Here is a 17,111-nt window from a genome sequence, read left to right as displayed (position 1 = left end):
CTCACTTTTCAGCAAGCCTTTATATTTTGCCGTAGCAACATGATGATGCCTTACGAACAAGCCTGAAAAGGGGGGCTGAGAGGCTGACGAGACCTGATACTGCCAACAACTATGCAAGGTAACCTGCCCTTATAAGCAGTTTTGTTTGTATGTCACTATAATCTTATACTAAAGTTAGCAGTCTATCCTATGCACCCTATGTAGCTAGGCTAAAAAACTGTTTGATTGCACTATACGTTATACAGCGGTTGGCAATAGCAGATTTCGTCAGCTTCCCGGCTCCCCCTTTTCAGGCTTGCTCGTAAAGTCAGAATTAGTTGCTACAGTTGCATACTAATTGAATGCAGTTGGATTATTATGTGCATATCTGTTCAGACACAAAGAAGGACAGGTGCGGCATGTACCCAAAGAAAACCTTGAGTGCAGCCTCGCTTCTTAGCGAGTGCGAGCGTAAGCGATGCAGGAGCTTAGAAGCGCGAGGCTGTGCTAAGAGCGAGAGCGAGTTTTCTATGGGTACTGCCGCTACCTGTCCTTTTATAATGTCTGAACAGAGTCCACGAACTATCAAACCATTTCAGTCAGTATGTGCATGAAGTAACAAACCGGCACTACGGCAAACTGAAATTTACATAGCACCAGCCATTTTTTTAAAAGCTTCCTCGCTCATACCTGCTTCTGCTGCCGCATCGCGTAGGGATAGCAAATTCTTTTTTACCAGGCTCACTAATGTTCTTTGAGTTCCAATAATTTCACCGCGTGCTTCCCCTTGTGCTACTATTCTATCTAGTACCTCGCACATATTTATTCCCTCCTTTGCAGCTGAATCTTCATTTAGGAAGTCGTAATAACGCTTATCCCGTGTAAGCACGGACATAAGCTTTAACATGCTGTCTACATGCTGAATAGGTTTATTTGGCGGAACATATTCCTTGCCACTGGTACGCTGAACGAAATAATCTGCAATTATCTGAAAATCTCCTTTGTAACGTTTTACCTGCTCAGGAGTCAGCCGCGGCACATCAATAATATTCAGCTTAAAATCATTGACAAATGGCTTCAGTTTGTCAGGTACATCAATCACATCATACAGGCACCTTGGCTTTTTCCAAGGCTTTTCACCAAAATATAAAACCAGGGTGATTACAGGATAACGCTTGTGGCGTACCCTGCGCTTCTTGCCGGTAGCTTCATCTACCACTATAGTGTCCTGATTCATTTCATCACGATATGAATCACCGTCATAGCCCATAACGTGCAATGGCATATCAGAGTCAATTGCCATCTGATTTTCAAAGCCCACCATGGCAAGACGGACGTTGCAATTGGCATCCACGCAATACTTGGCAACATCCCGCTCCTGCTCATGCAGCACACCATCATCTGCCTTGTATTGCGAGAAGGGCTGTGCATCTATCAGGCTATCCGCCTTGATAAATTCCTCTCCCTCAAATAGGCTGCCATTTACTATATCTGCCACTACATCATTATGAGACTCAAAATTTTTCTGGGATATATCTTTCTCTCCCATTATGCTCACCACCTATATATAATATCAATCCCTATTGTTATTATATCATAAGTTTGGTTTTTTGTAAATTTCAGTTTATACAGCGGTCGGCAATAGCAAGTTTCGTCAGCCTCCCAGCTCCCCCTTTTCAGCTTTTTCGTAAAGTCAGATTGATTACCTTGGTAGCGTACAGCAGAGTATAGTTGATAACTATGTGCATATCTGTTCAGACACAAAGAGGGACAGGTGCGGCATGTACCCAAAGAAAACCTTGAGTGCAGCCTCGCTTCTTAGCGAGTGCGAGCGTAAGCGATGCAGGAGCTTAGAAGCGCGAGGCGCAGGGGATGACGAAACCCTATTGACATGAATTAGTTTCGAGGATAAATCCTTGTATGCTAGGCGGAGGAAGAAGGCATGGTGGTTCCATGCCGACCGACGACAACAACGCAGACAAGGATTTAGACCGAAAATAATCATGGAAATAGGGTTTTGTCACCCCTCCGAGCGAAAGCGAGTTTTCTATGGGTACTGCCGCTACCTGTCCTTTTATAATGTCTGAACAGAGTCCACGAACTATCAAACCATTTCAGTCAGTATGTGCACGAAGTAACAAACCGGCACTACGGCAAACTGAACTTTATTTCATCAATCTGCGTTCCATCTGCCAGATAGCACCGAATATCCAGCGTATCAGCAGCCGCCTCCATAGTCAGGTAATTGCCATTTTCCGGCTGTGGCGCAGTTACTCTGTCCAGTGCATGGTCAATCCAAAGATTCGGATAGCGCACATCACCGGCAACACCTGTCAAAATGTACACCGGCCCTTTATCTGCGCTGTCACGCTGGAAAAGGTGCCCCCTGTTTCTATAGGTATGCAGATGGGCTGTCAGCACAACATCCACATTAAACTCCTCAAAGACAGGCATAAAGGCAACACCTTCCTCCGAAAAGCCCTCCAGCCGTTCAGGCCTGTTATGAATCCTGTACTGCAGCACATCCCTGTGCATCAGTACCACCTTCCACGGCTTATCAGAACTGCTCAGATCCTGCCTGAGCCATGCCAGCTGCTCCGCCAGCAAATCCTGCTGGAAAGCCTCCAGCTCATAATCCGAAGTGCAAAGCACCACAAAATGCACCGCACCATAGTCAAAGGAATAATAATACCTGTCATACTTGCTGCTGCCATTGGCAGGTGTCTGAAAATACCCCAGATAGGCAGCTGGCAGGCGCATCTGCCAGTTCTTGTCATAGCACTCGTGATTGCCCATCACAGGCACAAAGGCACTCTGGCTGATGATATTGTCCAGCCCCCGGAACCAGGCACGCCACTGACTGCTGTCCTCACCATTGTCCACCAGGTCACCCATGTTCACCACCAGCTCTGCCCCCTGATTGCGCTCCCAGGCCGCCTGGGCCAGCTTCTGCCAGCCGCTGTAATCCGCCGACTGGGAGTCAGGGAAAATCAGCATCTTAAAAGGCTGTCCCGCACTATCCGTTTTCAGCCTGTGCCAATCGCTGCGTCTGTCCTTGTCAATAATAGCGTATTCATATTCTGTACCGGGATGCAAATTATCCAGCAATACCGTGTACTGATAATTCTCACTGCCATCATCCGCCCAGAAATCCTGCACCGCATCATAGCGAAGCTCCCCTTCCTCCGAACCTGCCAGCCGCACCATCACCTGAGGTGCTTCCATAGGGCTTGCCGACTGCCACATGATGCGCCTTTGGGTACTGTTATCCTCCGTCACCATCTGCCGCAAATTCTGCACCTGCCCGTCTTGTAAAATAGCATAAAGCTGATTGCTGGCCGCCCTGTGCAGACGTGTCTGAGGCAAAAAATACAGACCTATCCCCAGCAGGACAATAACCAGCGGTATAACAGTCCGCCAATTGCATAAATGCCTGGCAATCTTTTTCAAAAAATTATTCTGCCCTACCTTATCCATATCGCGCTCCTCCGCCATAAACCACCCTCCATGCTTCATAACAGCTTCACTGTCATTTCTTTTCATCCAGCAAAACAACGCCCTGCTCAGGATTTTTATCAATTGCGCCAACAATCCTGTGCGGAACATATAGCTCTTCCAGATATGCAATATCCTCCCCGGTTAATTTTACTGCAAAAGCTCCTGCGGCATCATCTAAATAGCGTGTTTTTGTAGCCCCGATAATCGGCGCTGCAATCCCCTTTGCCCACTGCCATGCAATGGCAATCTGGGACATTTTACAGCCATACCCTTCGGCAAGCTCCGCTACCCGCTTCACTATCTGCATATCCTCTGCTTCAGTAGTATCATATTTCCCCATTGCAACCCTGTCCGTACTGCCACGCAGAGAATCTGACCTCCACTGCAATCTTGCCAAATGCCCTGCCGCAAGGGGACTATAAGGCATGAGTGAAACGTTCATCTGCTTACAGATAGGAATTAATTCCCGCTCATCTTCCCTATAAAGCAAATTGTAATGATTCTCCATTGCTGAAAACGGCGTCCAGCCATTATCCCTTGCAACTATCTGCATATTGTGAAACTGATACCCATACATAGCCGATGCGCCAAGCGCCCGAACCTTTCCCGATTTTACAAGCTCATGCAATGCTTCCATAGTTTCTTCTATCGGTGTATCATAATCAAATCTATGAATCATATATAAATCAAGATAATCCGTTCCAAGACGTGACAAGCTACCGTCTATTTCCCTCATGATTGCCTGCCTTGATAAACGCCCCTCATTAAAGTACACCTTGGAGGCAATCACAACCTGGTTCCTTGCTATGTTTTTCTTCAACGCTTTTCCCAGATATTCCTCACTTGTTCCTGCTGAATACCCATTTGCAGTGTCAAAAAAGTTATATCCCAAATCAAGAGCATGTTTGATAACCTTCTCACTCTCAGCCTCATTCAGCGTCCAGTCATGCATGGTTCCGGCTTTACCAAAGCTCATACATCCCACACATAATTTTGAAACCTCTATATCTGTATTTCCAAGTTTGCTGTATTCCATAACCCGCTCCTTATTTTACCTTAGATTTTACATAAGCTTCCATAGCCCCATCTTCATAAATGTCATCATTAATTATTTTCATTTTATCCATCTTCTTTTTGGAATTGCACACAGGACTATTCCTGCCGCAGCTTTGCCTGCTTGATATAAGTCAAAAAGGCACTTGCCACACCAAAGGACATGCCGTACTTCCGCCATGCCAGCACCGTATTGGTAGTTATTTCCGGCACAAAAGGACGAAAAACAACCATTTCAGGATTCAGGTAGCTTGCCGCTCCATCAGTGGTCAGGCAGCCCCAATCGCTATTTTCCACCAAAGGCAGGGCATTATCTACCAAATTCACATAACCACGGATATTCATCCTGGCCTGCTCCCCTAGCAGGCTGCTGATTTCATTGAAAATAGCCTTTCTGCCCGTAACCAAAAGCTCTGTGCCATTCAAATCCTGCACGGAAATACTCTCTTTTCCTGCCAGGGGATGCCCGGCTGAAAGCAGCAAGCCCCATTTATCCTTGGTGCGCAGACGAAAATACTCATACCTGCTCACATCAATCGGCTCCATCATAATGGCAAAATCCAAAAGCCCCTTATCCAGCATCTCTTTCAGCTTGTCAGCCGTAGCCGTATGAATTTCATAAGTCACCTTTGGAAACTGACGGGAAAAATCCTGCAACGAGCTGAATACCTCATTGGAAGCACTATATATGCCGCTGCCAATAGAAAGCTGCCCCATAACATCCGACCGGGCTGAAAAATCCCGCTCCAGCATATCCATGAGGCTGTCAATCTCCATCGCCCTCAGCTTCAGATGCACCCCTGCCTCCGTCAGCGTAATCTTATTTGTCCTGTTGAAAAGCTGCACCCCCAGCTCATCCTCCAGCAGCATCATCTGCCGGGACAAGGTAGGCTGGGTAATATGCAGGACATCTGCCGCCCTGGAAATACTCTCCTCCCTTGCCACCGCCAGAAAATACCGCAATACCCGTATATCCAAGCCATCCCCTTCTTTCCTTGCATCAAATAAGCTTCTTAGCTACCTATATTATGCGAAAATTTCCTCAAAATCAACTATATATTCAAGTGAGCAGCAAAATCTTTCCCTATACCGATTAATAGCAATGTTCTCAGCATTTTCAACTCCTCCTACAGACACCTTACCACAGGCATATAATGAAATGCCATACATAGCATCAGAAGCATAAAGAATACCAGATTATTCATCCAGTGCCCATACCTCCTTGGCCAGATTAAACACTGCCCATGCCTTTGGCCAGCCAGCATAAAAGGCCACATGGGTAATCACCGCCGCAATTTCCTTTTGGGTAACGCCATGCTGCTTGGCATTTTCCAGATGATATTTCAGGGAGGAATCCGTTATGCCGGAGGCCATCAATGCTACCACCGTAATCATACTTCTGGTCTTTAAATCAATATCCCCATTATTCCAATTTTCACCGAACAACACATCATCATTATAATGAGCAAACTCCGGCGCAAATTCGCCCAAAGCATTCCTGCCTGCCATCTGTACAACCCTCTCATTTTTCATATCATCATCATTCCTTTCCATACCTGCCGCCCAGGCACAATTGCTGCCAACCGTCAAAGACATTGCCAATAATAGCGGCAAAAGCTTTCTCCACTTCATTCCTGGCACCTCCTATATAGCGAATGTAGTTTTATTTTACACCGCAAAAAAATTCTTATCCAATACCTATATCAAATATTCAATTATGCTTCAAAGGCATATTCATTTTGCAGCAATATAGCGGGGTAATATAGCTTTGCGATAACATTGCTCCGCAAGCAAAAAAATCCCTGCTGACTCCATACCACGAAGTTAGCAGAGATTTTCTTTTGCTATTGAAATTTTACGCTGTCAATCCAGACGCTTGGCAATATATTCCCAGGTTTCCGTCTTGAAGAAGCACTCATCTACGTTGGCTTCCATTTCCAGATACCGCTGATATGGTATGCTGAAGGAGAGAATATCCTTGTCAATGACCTTGCGGGCAGACAAATCCGTAAGGCCTATATAGCAGGTACGCTGTCCCTGCTCATGGGCATCCAGGCCGTAAAGCACGCTCTGAGTGCAGCCTGCGCCAAAAAGCAGCTTGACATTATCCTGATTGGGCGTATCGTAGTTGGCAAGCCCTGCCAATGCTGACAGCCTGTCAGGATTTACCAAAAACACCACCAGCTCCGGCTGCTCATCCCCATCCCCTACCTCATCCAGCGGGCGGAAGACCACATATTTTTTCTGCGGCACCTTAGGAATATTATCCATAAATTCCAGAGCCAGCTCCGGGCTCTGCTTGTACCACTCTCCCGGACGCGGTATCCCCTCGCCTGTTGAAATAAACTTTTCAATAAAGCCATGGGGATAAGGCTCCAGCCCCAGGCCTGCCTTGCCACCGATACATTCCACCCGCTCGCGGCAGAAAGCTGCAGTGCGCCCCTTCTTGGCCACAGTGTTCAGCATGGCAATCACGCAGCCCCATACCCCTTCGCGGAACTGCATTGCCCCCTCCGGCAGCGCATCTGAGCGATATACCGCCACCGGATGATTTTTCAGCCTCAGTGCCTTTGCCAGCTTACTCTCCATAAAAAAATCCCCCTCTCAAAATACATTACCGGCTACAGGAATATTGCTTCTGTTCTTCACGCACCACATACTCCTGCAAAGCCGTTTCCACCAAGCCGTTTAAAGATATTTCTTTTTCGACAGCATACATGGCTATCTTCCTGTGCAAATCCTGCCCTATGCGGACATTAAAGCTACCTTTGTATGCCCGCTCTGGCAACCTGCCACTTTCCTCGCACCATGCCAAGTATTCATCAATAGCCTGATGGAAGGAACTAAGCAAGGAAACAGCATCTTCTCCCTCATAAGAAATCAATGCCCTGATCCCCATTACCTTACCAAAGAAAATACCATCTTCCTCTGAAAATTCCACACTGCCAACGTAATCCTTATATTTCATAGTATTGTTCAAATTAATCCCTCCCCCTGCAAAAAATCCACCAGCTGCCTGACCTGATATACAAGCAGTTCCTTGCGCGGATGTGGTTTGTGCAACAAAATTGGCGGACGTTTTTCGTGTACAAAAATAACCCTGGAACCACTGGTTTTTCCCTTATCTTTCTGTATATAGCCAAAGCCACTCAATAAGCGTACAACTTCATCAAATGTCAAATCTTTCGGCAAGCCTTTCACACGTTCTATGAGCTTTTCATTTTTCCCCACACCGTCACCCCCTGTATCACACATTTTACACCAACGGCTATAAAATAGCAACTATTTATAGTTGCATTTTAGATAGAATCAGATTAGAAAATATATTGCTTGCAATTCTGTTGATTTCAAAGTACAATTTATATACAGAACAACACAGCATATCGCTGATTTATAAAGGAGCATTTATTTATGGGTATTTTTGACAGATTTTTACCAAAGAAAAAACAGCCTGAGGTGAAGAACACCATTCCGCAGGAAAAGGCCAACATCAAGAAAACTTTCGGTGTATACTGCAACAAACATCACAGCACCAAGGGCGAGAAGCTCTGCCCGAAGTGTACCGCGCTTCTTGCCACCGTTATGACCAAAATCAACCGCTGCCCGTATGGCATCACCAAGCCAATCTGTGACCGTTGCGAGCGACAGTGCTTTGGCAAGGCGCAGAACACCGAGTTCATGAAGATTATGACCTCCTCCAGCAAGGGCATGTTCCTGAAGCACCCTATGATGACCATGAAGCACAAGATGGCCAGCCTCAGCGTAGACTACGCCAAGCGGGAGCAGGAAAAACGCCAGGCTGAAAAGGCAGCTGCCAAGAAAAAGAATGCCGAAGCAAAAGCCAAGGCAAAAGAGGAAGGCAAGAAGGAAAAATAATTGCCTTCCATCCATAAGAAGGCAGCCAATAAGTGAGCAAACATATAAGCGAATAAATAAACAAAAAGCAAGCAGCCGGTTCAGGGCATATCTCCATGCCCCGGACCGGCTGCTTTATTCTACGCAATTTTCATTTTTACGATTTGCATAGAAAAAATCCTCTATTTTTCCGCAGAAAAACAGAGGATTTTCTATGCAACCCTATGGCCGGGATGACTGCCCAACTCCGTGCAGCCACCCTTGCAAGCAATTTATCTTAACGCTTGTAAGTCTCGTCCAAGACTACGAAATGGGCCTGCGGATGAGCGCATACAGGGCACTCCTCAGGAGCAGCCTCGCCGGTGCACACATAGCCACAGTTGGAGCACTGCCAGATAACCTTCTCGTTAGCCTTGAATACCTTATCCTGCTCCACGTTGAGCAGCAGCAGCTTGTAACGCTCCTCATGCTCCTTCTCGATAGCGCCAACAGCATCAAACAGCTGGGCAATCTTGTCAAAGCCTTCCTCACGGGCAACCTTGGCAAACTCAGGATACATGGAGGTCCACTCATCATTCTCACCGGCAGCAGCATCCTTCAGGTTGTCAGCAGTCTTGCCTACGCCGTCATTGATGAGCTTGTACCAGATCTTGGCATGCTCCTTCTCATTCTTGGAAGTCTCCAGGAAGATGTTCTGAATCTGCACATAGCCGTCCTTCTTTGCCTGGGAAGCGAAATACTGATACTTGGTATGAGCCTGGGACTCACCAGCAAAAGCAGCCTTCAAGTTTTCCAAAGTCTTTGAACCCTTTAAATCCATAACAGATACCTCCTATTAATAAATACACACTCTATTTAATGGATAATAATTATCCGTTACTAACAGTATATCATTTATGGCAAAAATGTCAACCACATTCTTACATATTTTTCACAGGCACAGGGCCACGGGAAAGGGCAATGGCACCGGTTCTGGCAATCTCGATAATCTGGAACTCAGCCAGCATCTCGCAGATTGCCTCAATCTTGCTGCGGGAGCCGGTGAGCTCAATCACCACGTTCTCAGGGCTTACATCCACAATCTTGCCCCGGAAAATATCCACGATATTGCGAATATCTCCCAAAGTTTCCTTCTGAGCCTTTACCTTCAGCAGCACCAGCTCCCGGACGATGGAATCCACCTGCCCCAGGTTGACAATCTTGATAACATCAATCAGCTTGCCCAGCTGATGTACCACCTGCTCCAGCTCCCTATCGTCCTCTACGGACACCTCGATGTTGATGCGGGTAACATCACGTTCCTCCGTATAACCGGCAGAAATGCTTTCAATATTGAAGGCACGACGGCTGATAAGGCCGGAAACATGGGTGAGAACGCCCGGCTTGTTGTCTACCAGCACAGCTAAAATATACTTTTTCATTCCTTGTCCCCTCCCAAAACCATATCACTGAGGCAGGCTCCCGGTGCTACCATCGGCAGCACATCCTCGTTGCCCGGCAGCATCACATCAATCAGCATCGGCCCTTCGGCAGCCAGTGCTTCCTTCAGCATCGGCTCCAAATCCTCCGGCTTCTCAATCCGGCAGGCAGCCATGCCCATAGCCTCTGCCAGCTTCACGAAATCAGTCTTGCCACCCAGCAATGTCTGGGAATAACGCTTGCCGTAGAACATGCGCTGCCACTGAGTTACCATGCCCAGCACCCGGTTGTGCAGGAGGACAACCTTCACATCGATATTGTTGTCAGCAGCAGTGGACATCTCCTGGCAGTTCATCATGATGCTGCCGTCGCCGGTAAAGAGCACCACCTGCTTGTCAGGCTGCCCCAGCTTTGCCCCCAGGGCAGCCGGCAATCCGTACCCCATAGTGCCCAGGCCGCCGGAGGTCAGGAACTGGCGCGGCTTGCGGCTGTTGAAGAACTGGGCCGCCCACATCTGATGCTGCCCTACATCGGTAACAATCACGGTATCATCATCCACCAGCTGGCTGACCTTCTCAATCAGCTCCTGTGGCATGATATAGCTGTCATTGGTCTTGTACGCAAATGGATACTTGCTGTTCATCTCAATGACATGGCTCCGCCATGCATCATAACTGCCTTTGTAATCCACCGCAGACTCCTGCAGGAGACGGGCAAAAATCGGCAGTGACCAGCACAAATCGCCAACCACAGGGAAATCAGCTACTACATTCTTGTTGATTTCCGCCTTGTCCACCTCAAAATGCACAATCCTTGCCTCTGGCGCAAAGGCGGCCACCTTGCCGATAACCCGGTCATCAAAGCGCACGCCGATGCCAATCAGCAGGTCACACTCCTGCACCGCCATATTGGCAGCATAGGAGCCGTGCATGCCCACCATGCCCAAAAAGCCCTCTTGGGCAGAAGGGATGCAGCCCAGCCCCATTAGGGAGCTGACCACAGGGATATGGGTTTTATCAACAATCTCCCGGAACAATGCAGCCTGATTGGCAAGGGTAAGCCCGCCACCGATGAAGAACAGCGGCTTCTTTGCCTCCCCCAGCACCTCCATCACATCTGCCAGCTGGCTCTCATCCCCGGTAAAATCACCGCTATAGCCCGGCAAATGCACTTTTTCAGGGTATTCATAATCAATTTCCGTGGTAAATACATCCTTGGCAATATCAATCACCACAGGCCCCGGACGGCCGGTAGAGGCAATGAAAAACGCTTCCCTGATTACCCTTGGCAGGTCCGCCGCCTTCTTCACCAGGTAGTTGTGCTTGGTGATAGGCGTGGTGATGCCCACAATATCCGCCTCCTGAAAGGAATCCTTGCCAATCAGGGGATTGGTCACCTGACCGGTAAAGCAGACCAGCGGAATAGAATCCATGTTGGCGGTGGCGATGCCAGTAATCAAGTTGGTAGCTCCCGGCCCTGATGTGGCAAAGCAGACACCAACCTTGCCGGTGGCCCTGGCATAGCCGTCAGCTGCATGGACAGCACCCTGCTCATGGCGTGTCAGGATGTGGGGATACTTTGTCTTGTAAAGTGCATCATACAAGTCCAGCACCGCACCACCCGGATAACCAAATATTACCTCGACATTTTCTCGTTTCAGGCTCTCTAGTACAGCCTGCGCTCCATTCATCAGCAAGGAAATTCCTCCCCCTATAAGAAATTTCAACGTAATCTTATTCTACGCTTATTCTTTGTATATTCTATGGAAATCGCTAACACATAGTCTCTACATTATACCCAATTGGGCAGAACATTTCAACAGACAGATGACATATTAACAATTTTCTTGCCTGTTATTAAGAGTGTGTATTATTTTTTCTCCATTTTTGTGCTCTGAATATGTACGCAAATATTATTAGCCGAATATTATCCACTGGCAAAAAACGAAAAGCATTTTTTGAAAGACACCTTGTTTTTCTTCTCTTATTCCCTTTACACTTTTTAATAAGTGTGTTATAATCAAAAAACTTTCAGATGAGGAGGGACGTTTTTTCAGTATGTCTTGTAGCCGCGAAGAAATAACAAGCCGTCTTTTAGATAGCTACCAAAGGTATTATAACATTACGATTTATGATGATGCGAAGCTGCCTCTGAAGGCTCTTTGCGAGTATTATGAGGCTGCCGAAAAATACGTTGTTTCCCGCAAGGTCAACCTGTGGACTGCCAAGGGCGAGGAATTTATTTTCCTGTACGAGATGCCTGTGCTGACCAGGGAGCTTTTTGAAAAACATCTGGCTGAGGCCCGTGAGACGGGCATGAAGCTGGCGCATATCGGCTCCGGGCACATGTACACCTACATAACGCCCGTGTTTGTCTGCGACTCCTGCGAGCCTGAGGCTCTCAGGATGCTGCAAAAATGCAGTGTGCACAAGACCTTTCTTTTTTCCTTTCATGGCTGGATGGATGTGCGGCTGGCTGTCTGCCAGGCAGCTGAACAGGCCGTTGCCACCAACAAGGCCGGCAGATGTATGGAGAAAAATCTGAAAAGAATATTATTTTCTTGAAGGGGGTATCCTACATGAATACGCTGGTACTTTTATTGATATGTACAGCAATTCTTGCCTGCGGTTATACCTTTTATGGCCGCTGGCTCTGCAAACAGTGGGGCGTTGACGAAACCAACAGTACGCCAACCCCTGCACACACCATGACCGATGGCATGGACTACGTTCCTGCCAAGGCACCTGTGCTGATGGGGCATCATTTTTCCTCCATCGCCGGTGCAGGCCCTATTACCGGCCCGATTGCCGCTTCTATTTTCGGCTGGGTTCCTGTTGCCCTGTGGGTATTGATCGGCGGCATCTTCTTCGGCGGCGTCCATGACTTTGGCGCACTGGTTGCTTCCATCCGCCACAAGGGACAGTCCATCGGCGAGATTATTGATGTAAACATGAGCCGCCGTGCCAAGGTATTATTTACCGTATTTACTTACCTGACCATTATTCTGGTAGTGGCCGCCTTTGGCGCCATCGTGGCCAGCACCTTCGGCGCCGTTGTCAAGGACGGCGTGGTGGATGTGGCTGCCAGCTCCACCCAGGCCTCCGTGGCTATGGTGTCCCTGCTGTTTATTGCCGTGGCAGTTGTTTTTGGCTTTTTTGTCTATCAGCGGCACACCTCGATGGCTGTTACCACTGTCTTCGGCATCGCAGCCATCATCTTCTGCCTGGCTGTGGGCATGAACTGGCATCCTATTTACCTGTCTACCCAGACCTGGATGTATGTGGTGGGCTTATATATCGCCATCGCTTCCGTAACGCCGGTATGGATTTTGCTGCAGCCCCGGGATTATCTCAGCTCCTTCCTGCTTTACGCTATGCTGTTTATTGCCTTTATCGGCGTAGTGGGCGCACACCCGGACATCAACCCTGAGCTGTTCCCGGCCTTCACCGGCTTTGCGGTAGAGACCAAAAACGGCATGCAGTACCTGTTCCCTATCCTCTTTACCACTGTTGCCTGCGGTGCCATCTCCGGTTTCCATTCCCTGGTTTCCTCCGGCACCACCTCCAAGCAGCTGGATAAGGAATCCGATGCCCGCCCTATCGCCTACGGCTCCATGCTGCTGGAGTGCGTGCTGGCAATCCTGACCATCTGCGCCATTGCTTATGCCCGTGAGACAGGCCATACCAAGGGCGTAACTGATATTTTTGCCGGCGGTATCGCCTCTATGGCTGCCACCATTCCGGGGCTGGGTGGCATTGAGCACATCCTCTACACCCTGCTGGTGCTGACCTATTCCGCTTTCTGCCTCACCTCCCTGGATACCGCAACCCGCGTGGGCCGCTTCATGTTCCAGGAGCTGTGGCTGGAGCCTGGCCAGACCGTGGATGACATCAAGGACGGCTGGAAGAAAATCCTGGTAAATCCTTATGTGGCTACCCTGATTACCGTTGTGCTGGGCATCGCCCTGGGCATGAACGGCTTCCAGAAAATCTGGGGCATCTTCGGTGCCGCCAACCAGCTGCTGGCAGGCCTGGGCCTCCTGGCCATCTGCACCTGGCTGGGCAACGCAGGCAAGAACAACAAGATGTTCCTGCTGCCAATGGCATTTATGACTGTGGTTACCATCAGCTCCCTGCTGATTATTGTCAAGAACCAGCTGAATGTCATCGCTGCCGGTGGTGCTGACTGGGGTCCTTATGCACAGGTTATCATCGGCGGCCTGCTGACCATCCTGGCAGTAATTTTGGTTATCGAAGGTATTTCTACTTTGAGAAAGCCAAAGAAGGTTACAGCATAATTTCCGGCGCATTATAGCGATATGATGATATGCTGATATAAAAATTGCGGTTTAAGCACCTGATGGGCTAAACCGCAATTTTTTATTGCCTTTGAATTTTTCTGGCTTCCATTAAATGATTTCTATAAGGATAGTTTATTGCCATGATGGAAAAATTTTACCACTGATGGGAAATTTTTATAGCTTTTGCTTGAAAACTTTCTTCAAACATGCTAGAATATAAATGTTGCTGAAATGCGGGCGTAGTTCATTGGTAGAATGCAAGCTTCCCAAGCTTTAGAGGGGGGTTCGATTCCCCTCGCCCGCTCCATATTTTTTCAAAAATAGCTTGCATTATTGCAAGGTTTGATGTATAATAGTTTACGTTACTGGCGCGTTGGTCAAGTGGTTAAGACTCCGCCCTCTCACGGCGGCTTCAAGGGTTCGAATCCCTTACGCGTCACCAGCTAATAACAGCCCGAAGCGAAAGCTTCGGGCTTTTTTGCTGTGCAATATTTACATAGTTATCATCCTTTTCCCATGCGCCTGATCTCATCCATAATATCCGCATAAGGACGATTCTGAGTAAAAAGCAATGTTGTACCCAATATAAATCCATCTACCCCCATCGGGCCGAATTTCCGTATCTTATCCGCACCGCAGGCTCCATCCCAATAAACCTCAAATCCCATCTTATCACGCAAAGACAGCAAACGCTCCAGCTTCTCACCGATATAAGGCAAATACATCTGCCCCGCCTTGCCCGGATTAACCGACATTACTAGAACACGTTTCACAATCCTCAGCATCTCATATACAGTTTCCACACTGGTACCAGGATTAATAGCCAGCCCCGGCACCATACCTGCATCTATTACTTTTTGCAAGGTTGTAGACGGATGATACTCTGCTTCCGGGTGAATATACACCGTATCCCCCGGGCGCATGCACCGCAAAAAGATTTCCACACTATTGTTGGGATGTTCCACCATCAGATGCACATCCATAGGCTTCCTGGTCAAAGTGCCGATACAATACAAATCATTCAAGGACATAGCAAAATTCGGCACAAACCGGCCATCCATTATATCAATATGAAATGAATCTATACCTGCATTTTCCAGTTCATGCACTTCCTTCTCCAAATTGCGATAATCCGCGCACATCATGGAAGCACAATATTTGATTGACATATCCAACCCCTCCGCTAGCAAAATCTACATTGTCAAAAACTACCATTGCAAATATACAAATATCTTCACAAAAAATTACAAAACAAACATCACCTTTAAGTAAGGCTCCTGCTTTTCATGCATCAGGTCAAAGGCTTTTTTATACTCACTCAGGCTGAATCTATGGGTAATCAGCTTTTCCGGCTGCAAAATACCTGACTGCATCGCCTGCAAGGACTGCTGCCAGTCATTTTCCTGCCTGCTAAAGCTGCTATTCCAGGTGCCAATCAACTGCAATTCCTTGCGCAAAATCTGCCAATATCCATTCTGAGAAATATTGATATTTCCTGCCGGATTGCCCATGAGAACCACATTGCCAAATCTCTTTGCCACATCCAGGCAGGCTTCTGCACCATCACTGCAGCCTGTGCCCTCAATGCATACGTCGGCACCTTCTCCGCCAGTAAGCCCCCGTACATATTCGCCTAAATCGACCTCACGCACATTGACTGCCGCAAAGCCAAGCTGCTCTGCCATCTGCACCTTGGCCTGCGAGCGGCCAGCCAGGATGATGTTGCTTACCCCGGCAGCCTTTGCCCACCAGGCCAGCAAAAAAGCAATAGCTCCAATGCCATAAATAACCATCGTATCCCCCAGCGCAGCACGGCTTTTCCTAAAGGCATGCAGCGCCACCGCTGCCGGTTCATTCATAGCCGCAGCTTCATAGCTTACACCATCCGGCAGTAGGCAAAGATTAGCTTCCTTAACAGCCAAATATTCCGCCATTGCCCCGTCCTGTCGTGAGCCATAATAGCTATAAGCCTTGCACTGAGCATAATGGCCGGTCTGACAAGCAAGGCATTTGCCACAGGGCAATAACGGAAAAACCGATGCCCCTTTGCCTACCAAGGACTGATTATCTGCCTCCACTATTTCCCCGGCAAATTCATGCCCAATAATGGTCGGAAAGTGGTACGTTCCCTTATCAAAAACACGAGGTATATCACTGCCGCAAATGCCCACAGCACGCACACGCAACATTACCTCTCCCCGCTTGCGCTCAGGCAGAGGCACATCCTCAAACCGCAAATCCCCTACACCATACAAATTTAATGCCTTCATTTCAACCACGCATCCTTTTTCGTCAGCAACAGTGCCTTAAATAGTTCTATATCCTCTACTCTGGTCAATTTTATATTGCGCTCCGAGCCTTTAGCAAAATAAATAGGCCAACCAAGTTCATTCTGCATAGCAGAAATAGAATCCAGCTCCACCCCTCGTTCATCTGCCAGACGATACATATCCTGCATCCGCCTGCCTGTCACAGCCTCCGGCGTTTGCCCACGCACCAACCTGCTCCGTTCTACCACCTGTGCCGTATAATCCTCACCACTGCGGCTGTACATGGTATCGAAGCAATCCAGCACTGACATGGAGTTGCCATTCCTGCGGCAAACCGCAATCACATCCGACAGGCACTCCGCCGTCACCAGAGGGCGCACCGCATCGTGCACGATGATAACATCCTCATCCCCCACCGTCCCCAAAGCCTTCATCCCTACTCTGGTGGAAGCAAATCTTGTACTGCCGCCAGCTACTATGCTCTGCAGCTTATCAATACTGAACTGCTTTGCATAGCCTGCCAATATTTTTTCCCAACCATCTACACATACGCAAACAATACCATCAATCTCAGCATGTGCCTGCAAAACCTCCAAGGTATATACAATCACCGGCTTATTTTCCACATGAATAAATTGCTTCGGGATATCCTGCCTCATACGGGAACCCGAACCGCCAGCCAATAAAACTACATAATTCACTTTTTACACTACCCTTGCATCCTAAATAATTGTTGT

17 protein-coding genes and 2 tRNA genes are annotated in these 17,111 nt (G+C 48.0%); 5 read left to right on the top strand and 14 right to left on the bottom strand.

Going from position 1 to position 17,111, the window contains the following annotated elements; all coding sequences use genetic code 11:
• Positions 1 to 625 precede the first annotated feature (625 nt).
• From FYJ84_RS02255 to FYJ84_RS02220, 8 genes are all read right to left on the bottom strand, one after another.
• Complete coding sequence (locus FYJ84_RS02255; RefSeq protein ID WP_154405715.1) at positions 626 to 1,528, bottom strand: Rpn family recombination-promoting nuclease/putative transposase; 903 nt, start codon at positions 1,526 to 1,528, stop codon at positions 626 to 628.
• A gap of 599 nt (positions 1,529 to 2,127) precedes the next feature.
• Complete coding sequence (locus FYJ84_RS02250; protein ID WP_154405713.1) at positions 2,128 to 3,474, bottom strand: purple acid phosphatase family protein; 1,347 nt, start codon at positions 3,472 to 3,474, stop codon at positions 2,128 to 2,130.
• A 34-nt stretch (positions 3,475 to 3,508) separates the two neighbouring features.
• Positions 3,509 to 4,513, bottom strand: a complete 1,005-nt coding sequence (locus FYJ84_RS02245) for an aldo/keto reductase (protein ID WP_154405711.1) — start codon at positions 4,511 to 4,513, stop codon at positions 3,509 to 3,511.
• Between the two features lie 116 nt (positions 4,514 to 4,629).
• Positions 4,630 to 5,508 (bottom strand): LysR family transcriptional regulator, encoded by an 879-nt coding sequence (locus FYJ84_RS02240; protein WP_154405709.1) that lies wholly within the window; start codon positions 5,506 to 5,508, stop codon positions 4,630 to 4,632.
• 219 nt (positions 5,509 to 5,727) lie between these two features.
• Positions 5,728 to 6,162 (bottom strand): carboxymuconolactone decarboxylase family protein, encoded by a 435-nt coding sequence (locus tag FYJ84_RS02235; RefSeq protein ID WP_235901311.1) that lies wholly within the window; start codon positions 6,160 to 6,162, stop codon positions 5,728 to 5,730.
• Positions 6,163 to 6,393: 231 nt separating this feature from the next.
• Positions 6,394 to 7,119 (bottom strand): DUF169 domain-containing protein, encoded by a 726-nt coding sequence (locus FYJ84_RS02230; protein WP_154405707.1) that lies wholly within the window; start codon positions 7,117 to 7,119, stop codon positions 6,394 to 6,396.
• A gap of 25 nt (positions 7,120 to 7,144) precedes the next feature.
• Positions 7,145 to 7,510, bottom strand: coding sequence for a type II toxin-antitoxin system HicB family antitoxin (locus FYJ84_RS02225; protein WP_205764057.1), 366 nt, complete (start codon positions 7,508 to 7,510; stop codon positions 7,145 to 7,147).
• Positions 7,507 to 7,761: a type II toxin-antitoxin system HicA family toxin gene (locus FYJ84_RS02220; protein ID WP_205764056.1), complete on the bottom strand. Its 255-nt coding sequence runs from the start codon at positions 7,759 to 7,761 to the stop codon at positions 7,507 to 7,509. The genes FYJ84_RS02225 and FYJ84_RS02220 overlap by 4 nt, the downstream gene beginning before the upstream one ends.
• A 180-nt stretch (positions 7,762 to 7,941) precedes the next feature.
• Here FYJ84_RS02220 and FYJ84_RS02215 point away from each other — a divergent pair, with 180 nt between their 5' ends.
• Positions 7,942 to 8,406, top strand: a complete 465-nt coding sequence (locus tag FYJ84_RS02215) for a nitrous oxide-stimulated promoter family protein (protein WP_154405703.1) — start codon at positions 7,942 to 7,944, stop codon at positions 8,404 to 8,406.
• Positions 8,407 to 8,662: 256 nt separating this feature from the next.
• Here FYJ84_RS02215 and rbr read toward each other — a convergent pair whose 3' ends face one another.
• From rbr to ilvB, 3 genes are all read right to left on the bottom strand, one after another.
• A complete protein-coding gene (gene rbr, locus FYJ84_RS02210) occupies positions 8,663 to 9,205 on the bottom strand; it encodes a rubrerythrin (RefSeq protein WP_154405701.1) in 543 nt (180 codons plus the stop codon).
• A 100-nt stretch (positions 9,206 to 9,305) separates the two neighbouring features.
• Complete coding sequence (ilvN, locus tag FYJ84_RS02205; RefSeq protein ID WP_154405699.1) at positions 9,306 to 9,806, bottom strand: acetolactate synthase small subunit; 501 nt, start codon at positions 9,804 to 9,806, stop codon at positions 9,306 to 9,308.
• Positions 9,803 to 11,494: a biosynthetic-type acetolactate synthase large subunit gene (gene ilvB, locus FYJ84_RS02200; RefSeq protein ID WP_205764068.1), complete on the bottom strand. Its 1,692-nt coding sequence runs from the start codon at positions 11,492 to 11,494 to the stop codon at positions 9,803 to 9,805. The genes ilvN and ilvB overlap by 4 nt, the downstream gene beginning before the upstream one ends.
• A 367-nt stretch (positions 11,495 to 11,861) precedes the next feature.
• Between ilvB and FYJ84_RS02195 the strand changes: the two genes are divergently transcribed.
• The 4 genes from FYJ84_RS02195 to FYJ84_RS02180 all read left to right on the top strand — a co-directional run bounded on the left by FYJ84_RS02195 (position 11,862) and on the right by FYJ84_RS02180 (position 14,546).
• Positions 11,862 to 12,368, top strand: coding sequence for a hypothetical protein (locus tag FYJ84_RS02195; protein ID WP_154405695.1), 507 nt, complete (start codon positions 11,862 to 11,864; stop codon positions 12,366 to 12,368).
• A gap of 14 nt (positions 12,369 to 12,382) precedes the next feature.
• Positions 12,383 to 14,101 (top strand): carbon starvation CstA family protein, encoded by a 1,719-nt coding sequence (locus FYJ84_RS02190; RefSeq protein WP_154405693.1) that lies wholly within the window; start codon positions 12,383 to 12,385, stop codon positions 14,099 to 14,101.
• A gap of 236 nt (positions 14,102 to 14,337) precedes the next feature.
• Positions 14,338 to 14,411: transfer RNA gene (locus tag FYJ84_RS02185), tRNA-Gly, on the top strand.
• Between the two features lie 60 nt (positions 14,412 to 14,471).
• Positions 14,472 to 14,546, top strand: a tRNA-Glu gene (locus tag FYJ84_RS02180).
• A gap of 61 nt (positions 14,547 to 14,607) precedes the next feature.
• Here the strand turns inward: FYJ84_RS02180 and FYJ84_RS02175 are convergent.
• The 3 genes from FYJ84_RS02175 to FYJ84_RS02165 all read right to left on the bottom strand — a co-directional run bounded on the left by FYJ84_RS02175 (position 14,608) and on the right by FYJ84_RS02165 (position 17,075).
• Complete coding sequence (locus FYJ84_RS02175; protein ID WP_154405692.1) at positions 14,608 to 15,273, bottom strand: ribulose-phosphate 3-epimerase; 666 nt, start codon at positions 15,271 to 15,273, stop codon at positions 14,608 to 14,610.
• Between the two features lie 75 nt (positions 15,274 to 15,348).
• Positions 15,349 to 16,374, bottom strand: a complete 1,026-nt coding sequence (locus FYJ84_RS02170; RefSeq protein ID WP_154405690.1) for a galactitol-1-phosphate 5-dehydrogenase — start codon at positions 16,372 to 16,374, stop codon at positions 15,349 to 15,351.
• Positions 16,371 to 17,075, bottom strand: a complete 705-nt coding sequence (locus FYJ84_RS02165; protein ID WP_154405688.1) for an IspD/TarI family cytidylyltransferase — start codon at positions 17,073 to 17,075, stop codon at positions 16,371 to 16,373. The genes FYJ84_RS02170 and FYJ84_RS02165 overlap by 4 nt, the downstream gene beginning before the upstream one ends.
• Positions 17,076 to 17,111 lie beyond the last annotated feature (36 nt).

Origin of the sequence: Anaerovibrio slackiae (assembly GCF_009695585.1) — a bacterium.
In the GTDB taxonomy this organism is placed as follows: domain Bacteria; phylum Bacillota; class Negativicutes; order Selenomonadales; family Selenomonadaceae; genus Anaerovibrio; species Anaerovibrio slackiae.
Note: the sequence above shows the minus strand (reverse complement) of the source record. Positions and strands in the feature narration are given on the sequence as shown.

Excerpts from the sequence above, each read along its gene's own strand:
- FYJ84_RS02175 (WP_154405692.1), bottom strand. The coding sequence starts at position 15,273 with ATGTCAATCAAATATTGTGCTTCCATGATGTGCGCGGATTATCGCAAT.
- FYJ84_RS02255 (WP_154405715.1), bottom strand. The coding sequence starts at position 1,528 with ATGGGAGAGAAAGATATATCCCAGAAAAATTTTGAGTCTCATAATGAT.
- FYJ84_RS02250 (WP_154405713.1), bottom strand. The coding sequence starts at position 3,474 with ATGGCGGAGGAGCGCGATATGGATAAGGTAGGGCAGAATAATTTTTTG.
- rbr (WP_154405701.1), bottom strand. The coding sequence starts at position 9,205 with ATGGATTTAAAGGGTTCAAAGACTTTGGAAAACTTGAAGGCTGCTTTT.
- FYJ84_RS02190 (WP_154405693.1), top strand. The coding sequence starts at position 12,383 with ATGAATACGCTGGTACTTTTATTGATATGTACAGCAATTCTTGCCTGC.
- FYJ84_RS02170 (WP_154405690.1), bottom strand. The coding sequence starts at position 16,374 with ATGAAGGCATTAAATTTGTATGGTGTAGGGGATTTGCGGTTTGAGGAT.
- FYJ84_RS02215 (WP_154405703.1), top strand. The coding sequence starts at position 7,942 with ATGGGTATTTTTGACAGATTTTTACCAAAGAAAAAACAGCCTGAGGTG.
- FYJ84_RS02235 (WP_235901311.1), bottom strand. The coding sequence starts at position 6,162 with ATGAAGTGGAGAAAGCTTTTGCCGCTATTATTGGCAATGTCTTTGACG.
- ilvB (WP_205764068.1), bottom strand. The coding sequence starts at position 11,494 with ATGAATGGAGCGCAGGCTGTACTAGAGAGCCTGAAACGAGAAAATGTC.
- FYJ84_RS02195 (WP_154405695.1), top strand. The coding sequence starts at position 11,862 with ATGTCTTGTAGCCGCGAAGAAATAACAAGCCGTCTTTTAGATAGCTAC.
- FYJ84_RS02230 (WP_154405707.1), bottom strand. The coding sequence starts at position 7,119 with ATGGAGAGTAAGCTGGCAAAGGCACTGAGGCTGAAAAATCATCCGGTG.
- FYJ84_RS02245 (WP_154405711.1), bottom strand. The coding sequence starts at position 4,513 with ATGGAATACAGCAAACTTGGAAATACAGATATAGAGGTTTCAAAATTA.
- ilvN (WP_154405699.1), bottom strand. The coding sequence starts at position 9,806 with ATGAAAAAGTATATTTTAGCTGTGCTGGTAGACAACAAGCCGGGCGTT.